This window comes from Intrasporangium sp. (assembly GCF_035688975.1).
GTDB lineage: Bacteria > Actinomycetota > Actinomycetes > Actinomycetales > Dermatophilaceae > CALMNV01.
The window spans coordinates 36,840-52,861 of sequence record NZ_DASSMH010000051.1 but is presented as its reverse complement, the minus strand read 5'-3'; the positions used below and the strand labels follow the sequence as shown (position 1 = coordinate 52,861).

Annotated in this window: 13 protein-coding genes and 1 riboswitch; of the genes, 2 read left to right on the top strand and 11 right to left on the bottom strand. The window is 72.2% G+C overall.

The annotated features are described in order from the left end of the window. Positions 1 to 2: 2 nt before the first annotated feature. On the bottom strand, positions 3 to 635 hold the full coding sequence (gene pgsA / locus VFJ94_RS05380; RefSeq protein WP_325003169.1) for a CDP-diacylglycerol--glycerol-3-phosphate 3-phosphatidyltransferase: 633 nt from the start codon (positions 633 to 635) through the stop codon (positions 3 to 5). Then, positions 632 to 2,077: a 30S ribosomal protein S12 methylthiotransferase RimO gene (rimO, locus tag VFJ94_RS05375; protein WP_325003168.1), complete on the bottom strand. Its 1,446-nt coding sequence runs from the start codon at positions 2,075 to 2,077 to the stop codon at positions 632 to 634. Before rimO ends, pgsA begins: the two co-directional genes overlap by 4 nt. Before the next feature lie 36 nt (positions 2,078 to 2,113). On the opposite strand from rimO, the gene VFJ94_RS05370 reads away from it, so the two are divergent. Further along, positions 2,114 to 3,319, top strand: a complete 1,206-nt coding sequence (locus VFJ94_RS05370) for a dipeptidase (RefSeq protein WP_325003166.1) — start codon at positions 2,114 to 2,116, stop codon at positions 3,317 to 3,319. Here VFJ94_RS05370 and VFJ94_RS05365 read toward each other — a convergent pair. From VFJ94_RS05365 to VFJ94_RS05350, 4 genes are all read right to left on the bottom strand, one after another. Further along, positions 3,312 to 4,055 (bottom strand): ion channel, encoded by a 744-nt coding sequence (locus tag VFJ94_RS05365; protein ID WP_325003165.1) that lies wholly within the window; start codon positions 4,053 to 4,055, stop codon positions 3,312 to 3,314. The genes VFJ94_RS05370 and VFJ94_RS05365 overlap by 8 nt on opposite strands. A gap of 231 nt (positions 4,056 to 4,286) precedes the next feature. Next, positions 4,287 to 4,580 carry a hypothetical protein gene (locus VFJ94_RS05360; protein ID WP_325003164.1) on the bottom strand — a complete coding sequence of 98 codons (294 nt, stop codon included), beginning with the start codon at positions 4,578 to 4,580 and terminating at the stop codon, positions 4,287 to 4,289. After that, positions 4,577 to 5,359, bottom strand: a complete 783-nt coding sequence (locus VFJ94_RS05355) for a hypothetical protein (protein ID WP_325003163.1) — start codon at positions 5,357 to 5,359, stop codon at positions 4,577 to 4,579. Before VFJ94_RS05355 ends, VFJ94_RS05360 begins: the two co-directional genes overlap by 4 nt. Positions 5,360 to 6,192: 833 nt before the next feature. After that, entirely contained in the window at positions 6,193 to 9,048 is a 2,856-nt protein-coding gene (locus tag VFJ94_RS05350) for a DNA translocase FtsK (RefSeq protein WP_325003162.1), read from the bottom strand. Between the two features lie 179 nt (positions 9,049 to 9,227). Continuing rightward, a riboswitch (SAM riboswitch) is annotated at positions 9,228 to 9,342 on the top strand. 35 nt (positions 9,343 to 9,377) lie between these two features. On the opposite strand from VFJ94_RS05350, the gene VFJ94_RS05345 reads away from it, so the two are divergent. Beyond that, positions 9,378 to 10,781 (top strand): aminotransferase class V-fold PLP-dependent enzyme, encoded by a 1,404-nt coding sequence (locus VFJ94_RS05345; RefSeq protein ID WP_325003161.1) that lies wholly within the window; start codon positions 9,378 to 9,380, stop codon positions 10,779 to 10,781. On the opposite strand, the gene VFJ94_RS05340 is transcribed toward VFJ94_RS05345, so the two are convergent. From VFJ94_RS05340 to VFJ94_RS05320, 5 genes are all read right to left on the bottom strand, one after another. Then, a complete protein-coding gene (locus VFJ94_RS05340; protein ID WP_325003160.1) occupies positions 10,765 to 11,733 on the bottom strand; it encodes an endonuclease/exonuclease/phosphatase family protein in 969 nt (322 codons plus the stop codon). The genes VFJ94_RS05345 and VFJ94_RS05340 overlap by 17 nt on opposite strands. Positions 11,734 to 11,736: 3 nt before the next feature. Beyond that, complete coding sequence (locus tag VFJ94_RS05335; protein WP_325003159.1) at positions 11,737 to 13,422, bottom strand: ribonuclease J; 1,686 nt, start codon at positions 13,420 to 13,422, stop codon at positions 11,737 to 11,739. 10 nt (positions 13,423 to 13,432) lie between these two features. After that, on the bottom strand, positions 13,433 to 14,320 hold the full coding sequence (gene dapA / locus VFJ94_RS05330) for a 4-hydroxy-tetrahydrodipicolinate synthase (RefSeq protein WP_325003158.1): 888 nt from the start codon (positions 14,318 to 14,320) through the stop codon (positions 13,433 to 13,435). Positions 14,321 to 14,371: 51 nt separating this feature from the next. After that, positions 14,372 to 14,842: a dihydrofolate reductase gene (locus VFJ94_RS05325; RefSeq protein WP_325003157.1), complete on the bottom strand. Its 471-nt coding sequence runs from the start codon at positions 14,840 to 14,842 to the stop codon at positions 14,372 to 14,374. Between the two features lie 302 nt (positions 14,843 to 15,144). After that, entirely contained in the window at positions 15,145 to 15,960 is an 816-nt protein-coding gene (locus VFJ94_RS05320) for a thymidylate synthase (protein ID WP_325003156.1), read from the bottom strand. Positions 15,961 to 16,022 lie beyond the last annotated feature (62 nt).

Here is a 16,022-nt window from a genome sequence, read left to right as displayed (position 1 = left end):
GCTCAGCCCCGGCGCGCGGCCCGCCGGGCCGCCGTGCGGGCACTCGACCGGCGCAGGTGCGCCGCCTTGAAGACGTAGTCGACGCCGGTGACGACGGTGACGACCAGGGCCGCGGCGAGCACGCCGTATGCCGCCCACCGCCACGCCTGCGCGAACGGCAGCACCTGCAGGGGGAAGGTCAGGGCGGCCAGGGCGAGGGTCTGCAGCATCGTCTTGAGCTTGCCCCCGCGCCCGGCCGGCATGACCCCGTGACGGATGACGACGAAGCGCAGCAGCGTGATCCCGAGCTCGCGGGCGAGGATGACCACGGTGACCCACCACCAGATGATGCCGAGGAGCGACAGGCCGATGAAGGCCATGCCGGTGAGCGCCTTGTCGGCGATCGGGTCGGACACCTTGCCGAAGTCCGTGATCTGGCCGCGGCTGCGCGCCAGCCGGCCGTCGATGCCGTCGGTGACGGCCGCCCCGACGAAGACGACCCACGCCCAGAACCGCCACCACGGGTGCGATCCGTCGCCGTGGAGCAGCAGCCCCCCGTAGACCGGCACGAGGAGGATGCGCAGGACCGTGAGGGCGTTGGGCACGTTCCAGTCGGTGGGCTGCCGCGCCGACCGCTCGCCGGGACGAGCCCTCATCGGGGCTCCGCCACGAGGTCGATCCCCTCGCTGTCGACGACGACGGCCCGCACGAGGTCGCCCACCGCGGGGGCGCGCTGCCCCGGCGCAGGTCGCAGCATGGTGACGCCGTCGACGTCCGGCCCCTGGAAGCCGGTCCGCCCGAGGGCACCTCCCGTGGCCGGGTCGTGCTCCTCGACGAGCACCTCGACCTCCTCGCCGACGCGCTCCTCGGCCCGCTCGGCGGTGAGCGCCTCGACGAGCGAGGAGAACCGGTCGACGCGCTCGGCGACGGCCGCGGGGGTCAGCTTCGCGGCATACGACGCTGCCTCCGTGCCCTCCTCGTCGGAGTAGCCGAAGACACCCACGACGTCCATGCGGGCCGCGACGAGGAAGGCCTCGAGCTCGTCGAGGTCGGCGTCGGTCTCGCCCGGGAAGCCGACGATGACGTTGCACCGGATGCCGGCCTGCGGCGACCCGGCGCGGACCCGGCCGAGCAGCTCGAGAAACGCCGCGCGGGAGCCGAAGCGCCGCATGGCGCGCAGCAGGCGCTCGGACGCGTGCTGGAAGGAGATGTCGTAGTAGGGCACGACGCCGGGCGTGTGCGCCATGGCGGCGAGCAGCCCGGGGCGGATCTCGGCCGGCTGGAGGTAGGACACCCGGACCCGCTCGACGCCGTCGACGGCGACGAGCTCGGGCAGCAGCCTCTCGAGCAGGGTCAGGTCGCCGAGGTCCTTGCCGTAGGAGGTGGAGTTCTCCGAGACGAGGAAGAGCTCCTTGACCCCCTGCTGCGCGAGCCACCTGGCCTCGGCCAGCACGTCGGCCGGAGGGCGGGAGACGAAGGCGCCGCGGAACATGGGGATGGCGCAGAAGGCGCACCGCCGGTCACAGCCGCTCGCGATCTTGAGCGGCGCCCAGGGCCGCCCGTCGAGCCGCGCGCGGACCACGGGGGGCCCGGAGGCGGGGGCGCGCCCCTCGGCGGCGGACCCGGCCACGCCGTGACCGGGCAGGGCCACCCGGGCCGCCTCGCGCTGGCGGTCGGCCGGCGTGAGCGGCAGGAGCCGGCGCCGGTCTCCGGGCGTGTGCGAGGGCACCGAGCCGCCGGCGAGGAGGGTGCGCAGATGCGTGGAGAGGTCGCGATACGAGTCGAATCCGAGCACCGCGTCGGCCTCGGGCAGCTGCTCGGCGAGCTGCTCGCCGTAGCGCTCGGCGAGGCAGCCGACCGCGACGACCTTCCTCGTCCGGGCGTCGTGCTTGAGATCGGCCGCCTCGAGGAGGGCGTCGATGCTGTCCTTCTTGGCCTGCTCGACGAAGCCGCACGTGTTGACGACGGCGACGTCTGCGTCGGCCGCGTCCGCGACGAGCCGCCACCCGTCCGCACGGAGCCGGCCGGCCAGCTCCTCGCTGTCGACCTCGTTGCGCGTGCACCCCAGGGTGACGAGGGCGACGCTGCGGTCCGGCATGCGCTCACTCTAGTTGCCGGGTGTTCAATGACCGGCATGTCCCGTCCACCCGACTCCCTCGTGCGCCGCGCCCGCCGCCTCCTCGCGGACCACCCGCTCATCGACGGCCACAACGACCTCCTCTGGGAGGCGCGCGAGCAGGCGGGCTACGACTTCACGGCGCTCGACCTCGCGGGGCCGGTGGCGACCACGCAGACCGACCTCCCACGGCTCACCGAGGGCGGCGTCGGGGGACAGTTCTGGTCGGTCTTCGTGCCGAGCACGCTGCAGGGCGACACGGCGGTCACCGCGACCCTCGAGCAGGTCGACGGCGCGCACCGGATGATCTCCGCGTATGCCGACCGGCTGGCCTTCGCGGGCACGGCGGACGAGGTCGTGGCGGCCACGGCGGACGGCCGGATCGCCTCCCTTCTCGGCGCCGAGGGCGGGCACTCCATCGGCTGCTCCCTGGCCGTGCTCCGGACGCTGCACGTGCTCGGCGTGCGCTACCTCACCCTGACCCACAACGACAACGTCCCCTGGGCGGACTCGGCGACGGACCGGCCCTCGGCCGGCGGCCTGACGGCATTCGGCCACGAGGTCGTGCGCGAGATGAACCGACTGGGCATGATGGTCGACCTCAGCCACGTCGCGCCGACGACGATGCGGGCGGCGCTTCGCACGAGCGAGGCGCCGGTCATCTTCAGCCACTCGTCGGCGCGGGCGCTCTGCGACTCGCCACGCAACGTGCCGGACGACGTGCTCGCGGCGCTGGCCGGCAACGGCGGGGTGTGCATGGTCACCTTCGTGCCGGAGTTCGTCTCCCCGGCCGCCGCGGAGTGGCGGGTGGAGGCAGCGGCAGCCGCCGCGGAGGTCGGCGTGGACGCCAAGGACTGGCTCGCCTTCTCGGGCTTCGTCGCCCGTTACTCCCGGCAGCGGCCGAAGCCCGAGGCGACCATCGAGCAGGTGGTCGCGCACGTCGAGCACGTGCGTGACGTCGCGGGGGTCGACGCCGTCGGGATCGGCGGCGACTACGACGGCACCGACACCTTCCCGGTGGGGCTCGAGGACGTCGCGGCCTACCCACGGCTCGTGGCCGCGCTGCTCGAGCGCGGCTGGTCCGACGCCGACCTGCGTCGCCTGGTCCGGGACAACACGCTGCGGGTCCTGCGGGACGTCGAGGCGGTCGCCCGCGACGCCCAGCAGCGGCGGTCCCCCAGCCTGCGCACGTGGGCCGAGCTGGATGGCGGCACCGCTACTTGAACCGGGCGATCGTGAGCCCGACCACCCGGGCGACCACGAGCGCGACGAAGAGCATCCCGCACACCTGCTCCACCATGACGAACGACCGCGCGTGCTCGGTGACGGGGATGATGTCCGACGGCCCGGCGCCGGTCATCGTCTGGAACGACAGGAAGAGCAGCTGGTACCACGACCGCTCCCCGGTCCCCGCTTGGCCGTGGGCGGCGAACGAGTGCGGCCAGAGCACCTGGACCGCGACGTAGAGATGAGCGAACGCCCACGCGAAGACGGCGAACGCCGCACCGGTCGCGTAGACCTCGTCGCGGGTCACCCACGTGTCGGCGAACATGTACCGCAGCAGCGCGTAGGCCGTGTAGCCGTAGAAAGCCGCATGGAGCAGCGAGGACCAGAGGAGCACCGCCGCGCTGTCGGGCAGGACGACCTGCGCGACGGCCAGCCCGGCAGCCGACAGCCCGAGGATGAGGGCGACCGACAAGGGCGCCGGCGTGACCCGGACGGCGCGCACGGCGAGGAGGAGGACGACCAGCCCGACCAGCCCGACCAGGACCCGGCCGGACTGCCGGAAGCCGCCGAGCGTCGCCGTCTCCAGGAACGGGACGGCGACGATCGCCGCGAGCTGGACGACGAGGAGCAGCGCCGACGGCAGCTGCACGACAGCTCGCCTCAGCCGGTCCCACCGGGTCGGCTGGCCCGTCCGGCGCGGAGGCACGGGCCACAGCTCGAGTGACGCGCTCACGGGTAGTGAGGGGCGCCGTGCCGTTGCCTGTCCGTTTCCCCATCCCCTTTCGCTAGTGCGTGCGGCTTTCCCGAACACGGCTTACTGATGATCTTCTGGACATGGGTACGCAGTCTTCGGATAACGGATCGTGCCACGGACCACGTAGTCGCCAGGTCACTGATGCAGACCGGCGGGTTCAGACCCCGACCACACCACGACTTCACCCTGCGTCGTGAAGAGCCCCTTGTCTCAGGGTGGCGGACTGATGCCTGTGCGGATGCGTATCTCGGGGGCGGGCTTGGCCCGAGCCCATTCGAGAAGGACCGGGAAGGTCACCGGCTGGGGGCTTTCGATGATGTGGCCCTCCTCGTCGGTCCACTCACCGGCCCAACCGTCTCGTTCCTGGTGGAGGTAGACGATGCCGGTCCCGTAGGCGGGTGCGCCGGTCACCCGCGAGAACCCCCCGTCGCCGGGGGCTGCGTCGTGGTGGTAGTGGGAGGCGAACTCGGCCTTGGGGTCGCGTTCGGGCAGCGGTTCGCTCATATGTTCTGCCATCCTCCGCCTGCCGGCGTAAGGGGACCGGACGGGGTGTCCCAGTCGCCCTGGTAGTGCGACTGGTAGCCGATCTCGTGGGTGAACTTGGCCGACTTGGCGAAGTAGTACCACCGGCCTGGGTAGTTGTAATCGCGCCAGAAGACCTCGTGGAACGTCGCCTGGGTCTGGTACGCGCACTGGTTGAGGACCAACCCGTCCCACGACATCGTCGTGCCTGCGGCCTTGTCCAGCGCCGCGGACTGCGCGGACGTACCGCACTTCGTGCCGGAGGGGTAAGTCGAGTTGACCAGCAGGTTGCTGTCGTACCAGATGTTGCCCTTGGTCGCGGCGTCCTTGGTGCTGTGCTGGTTCTGGACCTTGACGAACGTTGAGCCTCCTGTGAGGTAGTCCACGATTGTGAAGAGCCCGATATGGATTTGCTGCGTGCCGATGCCCACGCAGCCGTTGATGTCGCAGGAGCCGTAGCTGCCGACCGCGTCGAACTCGCTGTGGATGTAGAGGGGGCTGTCGGTGTTCCAGAAGTACCAGCACCCCGTCGCGTTGCACCATCCGTTGATGCCGTCGCCGCCGGCCGTCGTGGAGGCCGTGGTCGTCGCTGCCACCGTGGCGGGCAGGGCCGACCCGCTGTAGGCCCCCTTGGTCATCTCGACGTGCGGGCTGCTCACGTCGGGGAAGGTGCCCTTGGCCCGGTCGGCGGCGTGCCGGGCGCCCAGCTCGCGGGACTTGGCGATGTCCACGCAGAACCACCCGCCGTGACGCTGGGACATCGGCTTGCTGCACTGGTCCTGCGACGTGCTAGCCGGGATGGTGTCCCCGGTAAGCCCGGCCGCGCCGCTACTGAAGACGCGCGCGGCTGCGGCAAATGGCACTAGGACACGTGCCCTGGATCTCCGTAACTGCATGTTCGGTTCTCTCTCGCTGCGCCCCCCATGTGGAGAGACGATATTTCGGAGAGTAGACCTGAACCCTCGACGCCGCACGGGCAGCGCATGCCGCGTTAGCCTCGGCCCGAACCGGTGACCCGCGCACTCCTCGTGGGATGGTCGAGTCGCCCAATGGCGTTGAAGACTGCCCGCAAGCCGTCCGCTAAGCCGCGATCTGCGCGCGCCAGGTCGCGCTCCAGATGAGTCACGTCCCCACGTGGTCGCACCCGTAGCCGGTTCGCTCGGCGAATTCCTGTACCGAGAAGTGTACGAAGGAGCGATATGAGCGTGCTGTGGAGATCGATCGCGCTCGGGATTGGGGCAGTTGCTTGGGTGAGCATATCCTGGGGGCAAGGGGTGGCGCTTGCCAAATTGGGCCTGAATAAGCTTAGGGAGCGTCCACCGATGTGCTCGGTGGCGTAGGAGGCATCTCAGGCTCCGCGCAGTCGAAACTCTAGGGCCCCCCGCGAATTCATCCTCAGTCGTGGAGTCAATTTCCCGGCCTTTAGTCGCACAGGTTCAGGAACTATTCGCCTTGGGCTACAGTAACTCGGGACAGCGCCGACTCGCGCTCGTGCCGTTGCCGCCGATGTAGCCCGCTCATGGGGCCTTATGACGTTCATAGCGGCGTGCCTTCGTCCTTTTGGGTCCGCCATTGGGAGCGGCCGCCGGCGGGTTTACCAGCGCTCGCTGCCCCGGTCGGTGAGCGACCAGGCGTCCTCCGACTCTTGGTCCTCCTCCTCGTCGTCCTCGTCGACCACCGGCGTGAGGTCCCCGGGCGTCCACCTGCTCGAGCCGGCCGCCTCCTGCCGCTCGCCTCGGTCCGCCACGATGGCGGCCGTGCGGGGCGACCCGGCATACGTCTGCTCGTCCTCCCCGTCGGCCGCCCGCTCGAGCGCGACGACCGAGTCGTCGTAGGGCTCCGGCTCGGTGACCTCGAGGTCGTCACCCACGCCGGTCGGCGGCGGCACGTCCTCGCCCCGGAGCAGGGCCAGCGTCTGCGGGAGGTCGTCGGGTCGCACGAGCACGTCGCGTGCCTTGGAGCCCTCGCTCGGGCCGACGACGCCGCGGGACTCGAGCAGGTCCATGAGCCGGCCGGCCTTGGCGAAGCCGACCCGCAGCTTGCGCTGGAGCATCGACGTGGAGCCGAACTGGGTCGTCACGACGAGCTCCGTGGCCTGCAGCAGCACGTCGAGGTCGTCGCCGATGTCGTCGTCGACCTGCTTCTTCGGTGTGACCGCCACGACGTCCTCGACGTAGTGCGGCTTCAGCTGGGTCGTGACGAACCTGACGACCTCGTGGATCTCGGACTCGTTGACCCAGGCGCCCTGCACGCGCATCGGCTTGTTGGTGCCCATCGGCAGGAAGAGCGCGTCGCCCTGGCCGATGAGCTTCTCGGCGCCCGGCTGGTCGAGGACGACCCGGGAGTCGGCGAGCGACGACGTGGCGAAGGCCATCCGCGAGGGCACGTTGGCCTTGATGAGGCCGGTGACGACGTCGACCGAGGGGCGCTGGGTCGCGAGGACGAGGTGGATCCCGGCGGCGCGGGCGAGCTGGGTGATCCGCACGACCGACTCCTCGACGTCGCGCGGGGCGACCATCATGAGGTCGGCGAGCTCGTCCACCACGACGAGCAGGTAGGGGTAGGTGCTCAGCTGGCGCTCGGAGCCGGGCAGGGGCTTGACCTTGCCCGCCCGGACCGCCTTGTTGAAGTCGTCGATGTGCTTGAAGCCGAAGGCGGCCAGGTCGTCGTAGCGCTGGTCCATCTCGCGCACGACCCACTGGAGCGCCTCGGCGGCCTTCTTGGGGCTGGTGATGATCGGGGTGATGAGGTGCGGGATGCCCTCGTATGCCGTGAGCTCGACCCGCTTGGGGTCGACGAGGACCATCCGGACCTCCTCGGGCGTCGCCCGCATGAGGATCGAGGTGATCATCGAGTTGACGAAGGAGCTCTTGCCCGAGCCGGTGGCGCCGGCCACGAGCAGGTGCGGCATCTTCGCGAGGTTGGCGATGACGTAGGCGCCCTCGACGTCCTTGCCGACCCCCATGACCATCGGGTGGTCGTTGCCCCGCGCCGTCTGGCTGCGCAGCACGTCACCGAGGGCGACGTTCTCGCGGTCGGTGTTGGGGATCTCGATCCCGATGGCCGACTTGCCCGGGATCGGGGAGAGGATGCGCACGTCGGCCGAGGCGACGGCATACGCGATGTTCTTGGAGAGGGCGGTGACGCGCTCGACCTTGGTGCCGGAGCCGAGCTCGACCTCGTAGCGGGTGACGGTCGGGCCGCGGGTGAAGCCGGTGACCTGGGCGTCGATGTCGAACTGCTCGAAGACATGGGTGAGCGAGTCGACGACCCGGTCGTTGGTCTCGCTGCGCGTCTTGTGCGGCGCTCCCGGCGTGAGGATGGCCTGGTCCGGCAGGCGGTAGGTGATGTCGCCGCCGAGGGAGAGCTGCTCCACCCGGGCCGGGAGGTCGCTCATGGGCGGCGGCACCAGCTCGGCCTTTGGCCCGACGGCGGCGGCATCGACGGTGGCACCCCCTGACCCGACGCCGTCGGGGCGGGCCGGACCGGCGGGCCGCGGCGCGGGAGCGCCCGAGGTCGCGCGCCGCTCCCCCGGACGCGGGCGGGCACCCGCAGCCTCGGTCTCCGCCGCCTTGCGGAAGGCCTCGTCCCCCTCGCGGTCGCCGTCGAGGTCGGCGGCCTTGCGGCGGGAGCGCCGCGGGGGCCCGCCGTCTGCGGCCGCGTCCGCGGTCGATCCCTCCCCCGCGCCCGGGCCGTCGCCGGAGGACCGGTGCAGCACGACGTCGCGCAGCTGGCGCAGCCGGGTGGGGATGAGGCCCACCGGGGTGGCCGTGACGACGAGGAGACCGAAGACGCCGAGCAGCACGAGGATGACCACCGCGCCGTAGACGGACACCGCGGCGGCGAGCGGGCTCGACGCGAGGAAGCCGATGATGCCGCCGGCCGCGCGCATGCCGTCTGCACCGTCGGGCGGGTTGGGGATCCCGTCGCTGATGTGGGCGAGCCCGCACGCAGAGAACGTCAGGGCGATGCTGCCCACGACGAGACGGTTGGTGGCGGCGTCGTCCTGTGGGGCGCGCAGCAGGCGCAGGCCGAGGGCGAGCAGCACCAGCGGCACGGCATACGCGACCCGGCCGAACGTGCCGGCGAAGACGGCGTGCACCGCCTGGCCGAAGAGGCCCGACACGCCCCACCACTCACGGGCCGCGACGACGACGGCGAGGGCGAGCAGGGCGAAGCCGAGACCGTCACGCCGGTGCTCCGGCTCCAGCTCGCGGGCGCTGTGGCCGACGCGGCGCACTGCTCCGCCGGCCACGTGCGAGACGCCCATCCACGTGTTGCGGGCCGCCCGGAGCGGCAGCGGCAGGCCGCCGCCCTTGGCGCGGCCCGCGTGCGCACCACGGGGCGTCGGCGGGCGCTGGGCAGGACGGCTGGCCCGCGGGGCAGGCCGGGAGGAACCGCCCTTGGGCGCGGAACCCGAGCGCGTGGTGCTGGACGGACGAGTCGCCATGCCGGCACGGTACGCCACCGCGACGACATAGCCCAGCAGCCACACTGGCAACGCCAGCCACACGCCGGCGCCGGCGCCGGCGCCGGGGACACTGGGGCATACGGCCGACGCGTCCGGATGGCGACACGCGCGCCCTGCCGGCTGGACAGGGCACCGGCGGTCTCCGTAACCTACGTGCAGGTCATGAGTGCCAGTGACAAGCCCCGGCTCGCTGGTCAGCAACCCTCCTCCGCGGTGGGGTGCTCCGGGTGACGACCCGGCCGACCCTCGTCCCGAGGTCGGCAAGCGCGGACCTGCGCCCCGTGGGTCCCCCGACCCAGGAGCACCCCGTGTCCGTCCTCCCGGCGACCAGCCCCCGTTCCACCCGCACCCTCAGCCGCCCCCTCGAGGCGGGAACCGCACGCGGCCGGGCCCTGCACGTCGTCCCGCCGACCGCGCCGCTGCCGCGCACCGTCGGCGCCGACCTCGTCGTGCCGACCACGAGCGGCCCCCGGACCTACGTCAACCTCGACCTGGCCGCGTCCACGCCGGCGCTCGAGACGGTGCAGGCGGCGGTCGACCGCACCCTGCAGACCTACTCCTCCGTCCACCGCGGCGCCGGCTACGCCTCCCGGGTGACGAGCGCGTGGTACGAGCAGGCGCGCGCCGAGGTGGGCGAGTTCGTCGGAGCGCGGGACGACGACGCGGTCATCTTCACCCGCACGACCACGGACTCGTGGAACCTGCTCTCGCGGGCCCTGCCCCGGCGCACGGTCGTCTTCGTCTTCGCCTCCGAGCACCACTCCACCCTGCTGCCGTGGGGAGCGCACCGCACCGTGCGCCTGCCGATCCCGAGCAGCATCGAGGACGCGCTCGACCTGCTCGACGAGGCCTTCGCCGAGCACCCGGCCCGGCACCGGCTCGCGGTCGTGACCGCCGCCTCCAACGTCACCGGCGAGGTGTGGCCGGTGGCGCGCTTCGCGGCCCTCGCCCACGAGCACGGCGCCCGCCTTGCCGTCGACGCCGCGCAGCTCGCCCCGCACCGACCGGTCGACCTCGCCGGGTGGGACGCCGACTACGTGGCCTTCTCCGGGCACAAGACGTACGCGCCCTTCGGCGCCGGGGTGCTCGCCGGTCGGGCCGACTGGCTCGACTCCGGCCAGCCCTACCTGGCCGGCGGTGGGGCGACCCGCGCGGTGACGGAGCGGGGCACGGTCTGGGCGACCGGCGCGGCCCGGCACGAGGGCGGCAGCCCCAACGTCGTCGGTGCCGTCGCGCTCGCCGCGGCCTGCGCCACGATCCGGGCGCACCGGGCCGACATCGAGCGCCACGAGGCGCAGCTGCTCGCCCGCCTGCGCAGCGGCCTGGAGACGGTGCCCGGCGTGGAGCAGCTCTCGCTCTTCTCCGACGACTCCGACCGCGTCGGCGTGGTGGCCTTCACCGTCGCCGGGTTCGACCCGTCGCTCGTGTCCCAGATCCTGTCGGTCGAGCACGGGATCGGTGTGCGCGACGGCAAGTTTTGCGCCCACCTGCTCGTGGACGAGCTGCTCGAGGACCCCTGGAGCGAGTCGCCCGCCACGGCGGTGCGGGCCAGCCTCGGCCTGGCCTCGACCGCGGAGGGGGTCGACCGGCTGGTCGAGGCGCTCCGCGAGCTCGTGACCGAGGGCCCCCGGGCCACGTGGACGCACACCGCCGCGGGCTGGGTCGTCGAGGGCGACGACCCGCGCGACGCGCCGGTCACCCGCCCCTGGTGAGGGCGTAGGCGCCCCACACGATGGCGTGGTCCGTCCCGTGCACGGCCACCTGTCCCGCATCGGTGAGGACCAGCCCGCGGCTCAGCACGTGGTCGAGCTGCACCCACGGCGGCATACGGCGGCCGACGAAGGGCCACGTGCGCACCCAGCCGCCCCCAGCAGCCCGCTGCGCGTCCTGCAGCCCCTCGGCCACCTCGCGGAACGCCGGATGCCCGGCGCTGGCGTTGAAGTCACCGAGGACGATGAGGCGCTCCCCCGGCGGCCGGCTCCCCCGCCACGCGGCGAGGGCGCGCAGGTCGGCGCGCCACTGGGCGCTCGTCCTCGGACCGGGTGCCTCCGGGTGGACCGCCTTGACGCGCACCGGCGTGCCGGCCACGTCGATCGTCACCTCCGGCTGCGCGCTCGAGCTGCCCGGCGCCGGACGGTCCGCACCGGGCTGGACCGCGGTGACGCGATAGCGGCTGAGCACCATCACGCCCCCGGTGCCGTCGCCGGCGGCCGGCTCGCCGACCCGCTCCGGGAAGTAGTCGGCGAGGCCCGCGGCGTCGAGCCGGCGGACCGCGTCCCGCGTCACCTCGACGAGCACGAGGACGTCGACGGCATGGAAGCGCACGGCGTCCATGACCTGGTCGGCGTCCGCGCGGCCCTTGAAAAGGTTGACCGACATCGCCGTCAATGCGCGGGTCGCCGTGGGGTCCGCCTCGGAGAGGAAGGCCGGGACGGCGATCACGCCTGCGGTGAGCGCGGCCACCCCGACCGGCACGAGCACGGCCCACCGGCGCAGCAGCGCGGCGACGACGAGCAGCAGCACGAGCCCGATGACGACGAAGGGGCCGGTGGTCTGCAGGACCACGACGGGGTATGCCGTGACGTCGAGCCAGCGCAGCGCGCCCACGCCGACGAGCAGCAGCAGGGCCCCGGCGATGGCGACGTCGGGCCACCGCCCCCGCACGGCTCAGGCCTGCAGGACGACGGGGATGATCATGGGCCGGCGCCGGATCTTGCCCCCAGCCCACGAGCCCACGGCGCGCCGGACCACCTGCTGCAGCTGCTGGTCGTCCCGCACACCGCCCGCCACCGCCTCCTCCACCGCGCGCTCGACGCGCGGGATGACCTGCTGGAAGAGCTCCTCGTCCTCGGCGAAGCCGCGCGCCGTGATCTGCGGGCCGGACGCGATCTTGCCGGTGGCCGCGTCGATGACGACGACACAGGTGATGAAGCCCTCGTCGCGCAAGATGCGGCGGTCCTTCAGCAGCGCCTCGTCGGCGCCGCCCACGTTGCTGCCGTCGACGTAGACGTAACCGCAGTCGACGACACCGGTGATCGCGGCCTTGCCGTCGACGAGGTCGACCACGACGCCGTCCTCCGCCACCACGACGTGGTCCTCCGGCACCCCGCTCAGCAGCGCCAGCTGCGCGTTGGCGTGCATGTGGCGCCACTCGCCGTGGACCGGCAGCACGTTGCGCGGCTTGACGATGTTGTAGCAGTAGAGCAGCTCCCCCGCGCTGGCGTGCCCGGAGACATGGACCCGGGCGTTGCCCCGGTGCACCACCGTGGCACCGAGCCGCATGAGCCCGTTGATGACGCGGAAGACGGCGTTCTCGTTGCCCGGGATGAGGCTCGACGCGAGCAGCACCGTGTCGCCCGGGCCCACGTCGATGCGGTGGTCGCGGTTGGCCATCCGGGCGAGCGCGGCCATCGGCTCCCCCTGGGACCCGGTCGCCACGAGCACCACCTCGTCGTCGGGCAGCGAGTCGAGCCGCTTGACGTCGACGAGGATGCCGTCGGGCACGTGCAGGTAGCCGAGCTCCGCCGCGATGCCCATGTTGCGCATCATGGACCGGCCGACGAAGGCCACCTTGCGCCCCGCCTTCGCGGCTGCGGTGAGCACCTGTTGCACGCGGTGCACGTGGCTGCTGAAGCACGCGACGATGATGCGGCGCTCGGCGTGCCGGAACACGTGGTCGATGGCCGGCGCGATCTCGATCTCCGGCGTCGTGAAGCCGGGGACGTCGGCATTCGTGGAGTCGGTGAGGAAGAGGTCGACGCCCTCCTCCCCCAGCCGGGCGAAGGCGCGCAGGTCGGTGAGGCGCCCGTCGAGCGGGAGCTGGTCCATCTTGAAGTCCCCGGTGTGCAGCACCGTGCCGGCCGCCGTCCGCACGAAGACGGCGAGCGCGTCGGGGATGGAGTGGTTGACCGCCACGAACTCGAGGTCGAAGACCCCGAGCCGCTCCCGCTGGCCCTCCTTGACCCCCATCGTGAACGGCCGGATCCGGTGCTCCTTGAGCTTGGCCTCGACGAGCGCGAGCGTCAGCTGCGAGCCGAGGAGCGGGATGTCGCCCTTGAGCCGGAGGAGGTAGGGCACGGCGCCGATGTGGTCCTCGTGCCCGTGGGTCAGCACGATCGCCTCGACGTCGTCGAGCCGGTCCTCGATGTAGGAGAAGTCGGGCAGGATGAGGTCGACGCCCGGGTGGTGGTCCTCGGGGAAGAGCACGCCGCAGTCGATGACGAGCAGGCGTCCCTGGGTCTCGAGGACGGTCATGTTGCGCCCGACCTCGCCGAGGCCACCGAGGGCCACGACGCGCAGGCCGCCCGTCGGCAGGACGGGCGGCGCGGTCAGCTCGGGGTGGGGATGGCTCACGGAGGTCCTCTTAGTCGATGGGGAGCGGGAGGCTCTCGCGCAGCAGCGCCAGCTGCTCCGCGTCGGCCTCCACGAGGGGCAGCCGGACGGCCGGCGACTCGAGCAGTCCCTGGAGGGCGAGGGCGGCCTTGGCCATGATCGCCCCCTGGGTGACGTTCATGACGGCGTTGACGAGCGGGACGAGGCGCCGGTGGGTGGCCAGGGCGTCCTCCCAGCGTCCAGCGACGGCCGCGTCGGCCAGGTCGCGGTATGCCGCCGGGTCGACCTGCGAGGTGACCCCCACGAAGCCGGCCGCGCCGTTGGCGAAGTGGGCGAGGTTCATCCCGTCGTCTCCGGAGTACCACTGCAGGCCGGTGCTCATCATGACCTCGGTGGCCAGCCACAGGTCGCCGCGGGCGTCCTTGACCGCCACGACGCGCTCGTGCTCGGCGATGCGCAGGTAGGTCTCCTTGGCGATGGCGATGCCGGAGCGGCCCGGGATGTCGTAGACCATGACCGGCAGCCCCGTCGCGTCGGCCACCGCGAGGAAGTGCGCGGCGACCCCCGCCTGCGGAGGCTTGTTGTAGTACGGGGTGACGACCAGGACGGCGTCCGCGCCGGCGGCCTCGGCCTGCCGGGCGGCCTCGACGGAGTGCGACGTGTCGTTGGAGCCGACCCCGGCGATGATGACCGCCCGGTCCCCGACCGCCTGGACGACGGCCCGCAGGAGGGCGTCGCGCTCGACGGCGGTCGTCGTGGGCGACTCCCCCGTGGTGCCCGAGACGACGAGCCCGTCGTGGCCGTTGTCGACCAGGTGGGTGGCGACCCGCTGGGCGGCCTCGAGGTCGACGGACCCGTCCGCGCGCATGGGCGTGACCATCGCGGAGAGGACGCGGCCCAGCGCGGGAGTTGCTGCCATGGGGGCAAGGTTAGCGTCTGCTCCCCACCCGGGCCGGGCAGCCACCGGCCGCTAGGCGCGGCGCTCGTAGGTGACGAACGTGAAGCCCTCGCGCGGCACCCGGTCCGTCTCCACCCAGGCATCGAGGTCGATCGGTGGAAACACCACGGACCCGGCCGGCTCCTGGTCCACCTCCGTGATGAGGAGGCGGGCGGCATACGGCATGGCCTCGGCGTAGACCGCGCCGCCGCCGGCCACGAACACCTCCCCCACCGGCCCCGCGAGCGCCAGCGCCTCGGCGAGCGAGTGCGCGGTCTCGACGTCGGGGTGGCGCCAGTCGCGTTGCCGCGTGATCACGATGGTGCGCCGCCCGGGCAGCACCTGCCCGATGGAGTCGAACGTGCGGCGACCCATGATGAGCGCATGGCCGAGCGTGGTGGCCTTGAAGTGCCTGAGGTCCTCCGGCAGGTGCCACGGCATGGACGTGCCGTCGCCGATGACCCCGTTGCGGCCGACGGCGGCGATCATCGTCACGTTGGTCATGGGTCCAGCCTCTCAGAGAAGGGCTCCGCCTCGCCGGTGGTCCGCTTCGCCGGTCGGCCGCTTCGCCGGTCGGCCGCCGCGGCAGATCAACTGGCAGATCAACTCGCGACTGATGCTGCCCTGACGACACCATCCGCCAGTTGATCCGCCAGTTGATCCGCCAGGTGATCCCGGCGGCCTGCCTCGCTGGCGCTCGGTCGATCCTCACGCCTTGGCTCAGACGGCCACCCGCTCTGCCGCCCGAGCCGAAGCGGCGCTCCGGTCCTCGCTCGCTGGCGCTCGGTCGATCCTCACGCCTTGGCTCAGACGGCGATCGGCGCCTTGATCGACGGGTGCGCCACGTAGCCCTCGAGCGCGAAGTCGTCGAGGTCGAAGGCGTCGATGTCGGTCTTGCCCGGCGTGATCCGCATCGTCGGCAGCGGATGCGGCTCCCGCGTCAGCTGCAGCCGGGCCTGCTCGAGGTGGTTGAGGTAGAGGTGCGCGTCACCGAGGGTGTGCACGAACTCCCCCGGCTCCAGGTCGGTCAGCTGGGCCACCATCTGCGTGAGCAGCGCGTAGGAAGCGATGTTGAACGGCACCCCGAGGAAGACGTCGGCCGAGCGTTGGTAGAGCTGGCACGACAGGCGGCGGCGACCGCCCGCCCCTCGCGGCGCACCGACGTAGAACTGAAACATCGTGTGGCACGGCGGCAGGGCCATGTCGTCGACGTCGGCGACGTTCCAGGCCGAGACGATGTGCCGTCGCGAGTCGGGGTTGGTCCGGATGGACTCGATGACCCGGGCGATCTGGTCGACGTGCCGCCCGTCCGGCGTGGGCCAGGAGCGCCACTGGTAGCCATAGACCGGGCCCAGCTCGCCGTGCTCGTCGGCCCACTCGTCCCAGATCGTGATGCCGCGCTCCCGCAGCCACCGCACGTTGGTGTCGCCGCGGAGGAACCACAACAGCTCGCCGATGATCGAGCGCAGGTGCAGCCGCTTCGTCGTCACGACCGGGAAGCCGTCCGCGAGGTCGAAGCGCATCTGGTGCCCGAAGACGCTCCGCGTACCGGTGCCGGTCCGGTCGCTCTTCTCCTCGCCGTGGGTGAGGACGTGGCCGAGGAGGTCGAGATACTGCCGCACGCCCCGAAACCTAACACCGGGGCCGCGTCCCATCGACCGCCACGTGCAGCCGTGTGCGGCCG

Excerpts from the sequence above, each read along its gene's own strand:
- VFJ94_RS05370 (WP_325003166.1), top strand. The coding sequence starts at position 2,114 with ATGTCCCGTCCACCCGACTCCCTCGTGCGCCGCGCCCGCCGCCTCCTC.
- VFJ94_RS05355 (WP_325003163.1), bottom strand. The coding sequence starts at position 5,359 with ATGTCCCAGCGTCACGGCGGGTGGTTCTGCGTGGACATCGCCAAGTCC.
- pgsA (WP_325003169.1), bottom strand. The coding sequence starts at position 635 with ATGAGGGCTCGTCCCGGCGAGCGGTCGGCGCGGCAGCCCACCGACTGG.
- rimO (WP_325003168.1), bottom strand. The coding sequence starts at position 2,077 with ATGCCGGACCGCAGCGTCGCCCTCGTCACCCTGGGGTGCACGCGCAAC.
- VFJ94_RS05325 (WP_325003157.1), bottom strand. The coding sequence starts at position 14,842 with ATGACCAACGTGACGATGATCGCCGCCGTCGGCCGCAACGGGGTCATC.
- VFJ94_RS05350 (WP_325003162.1), bottom strand. The coding sequence starts at position 9,048 with ATGGCGACTCGTCCGTCCAGCACCACGCGCTCGGGTTCCGCGCCCAAG.
- dapA (WP_325003158.1), bottom strand. The coding sequence starts at position 14,320 with ATGGCAGCAACTCCCGCGCTGGGCCGCGTCCTCTCCGCGATGGTCACG.
- VFJ94_RS05360 (WP_325003164.1), bottom strand. The coding sequence starts at position 4,580 with ATGAGCGAACCGCTGCCCGAACGCGACCCCAAGGCCGAGTTCGCCTCC.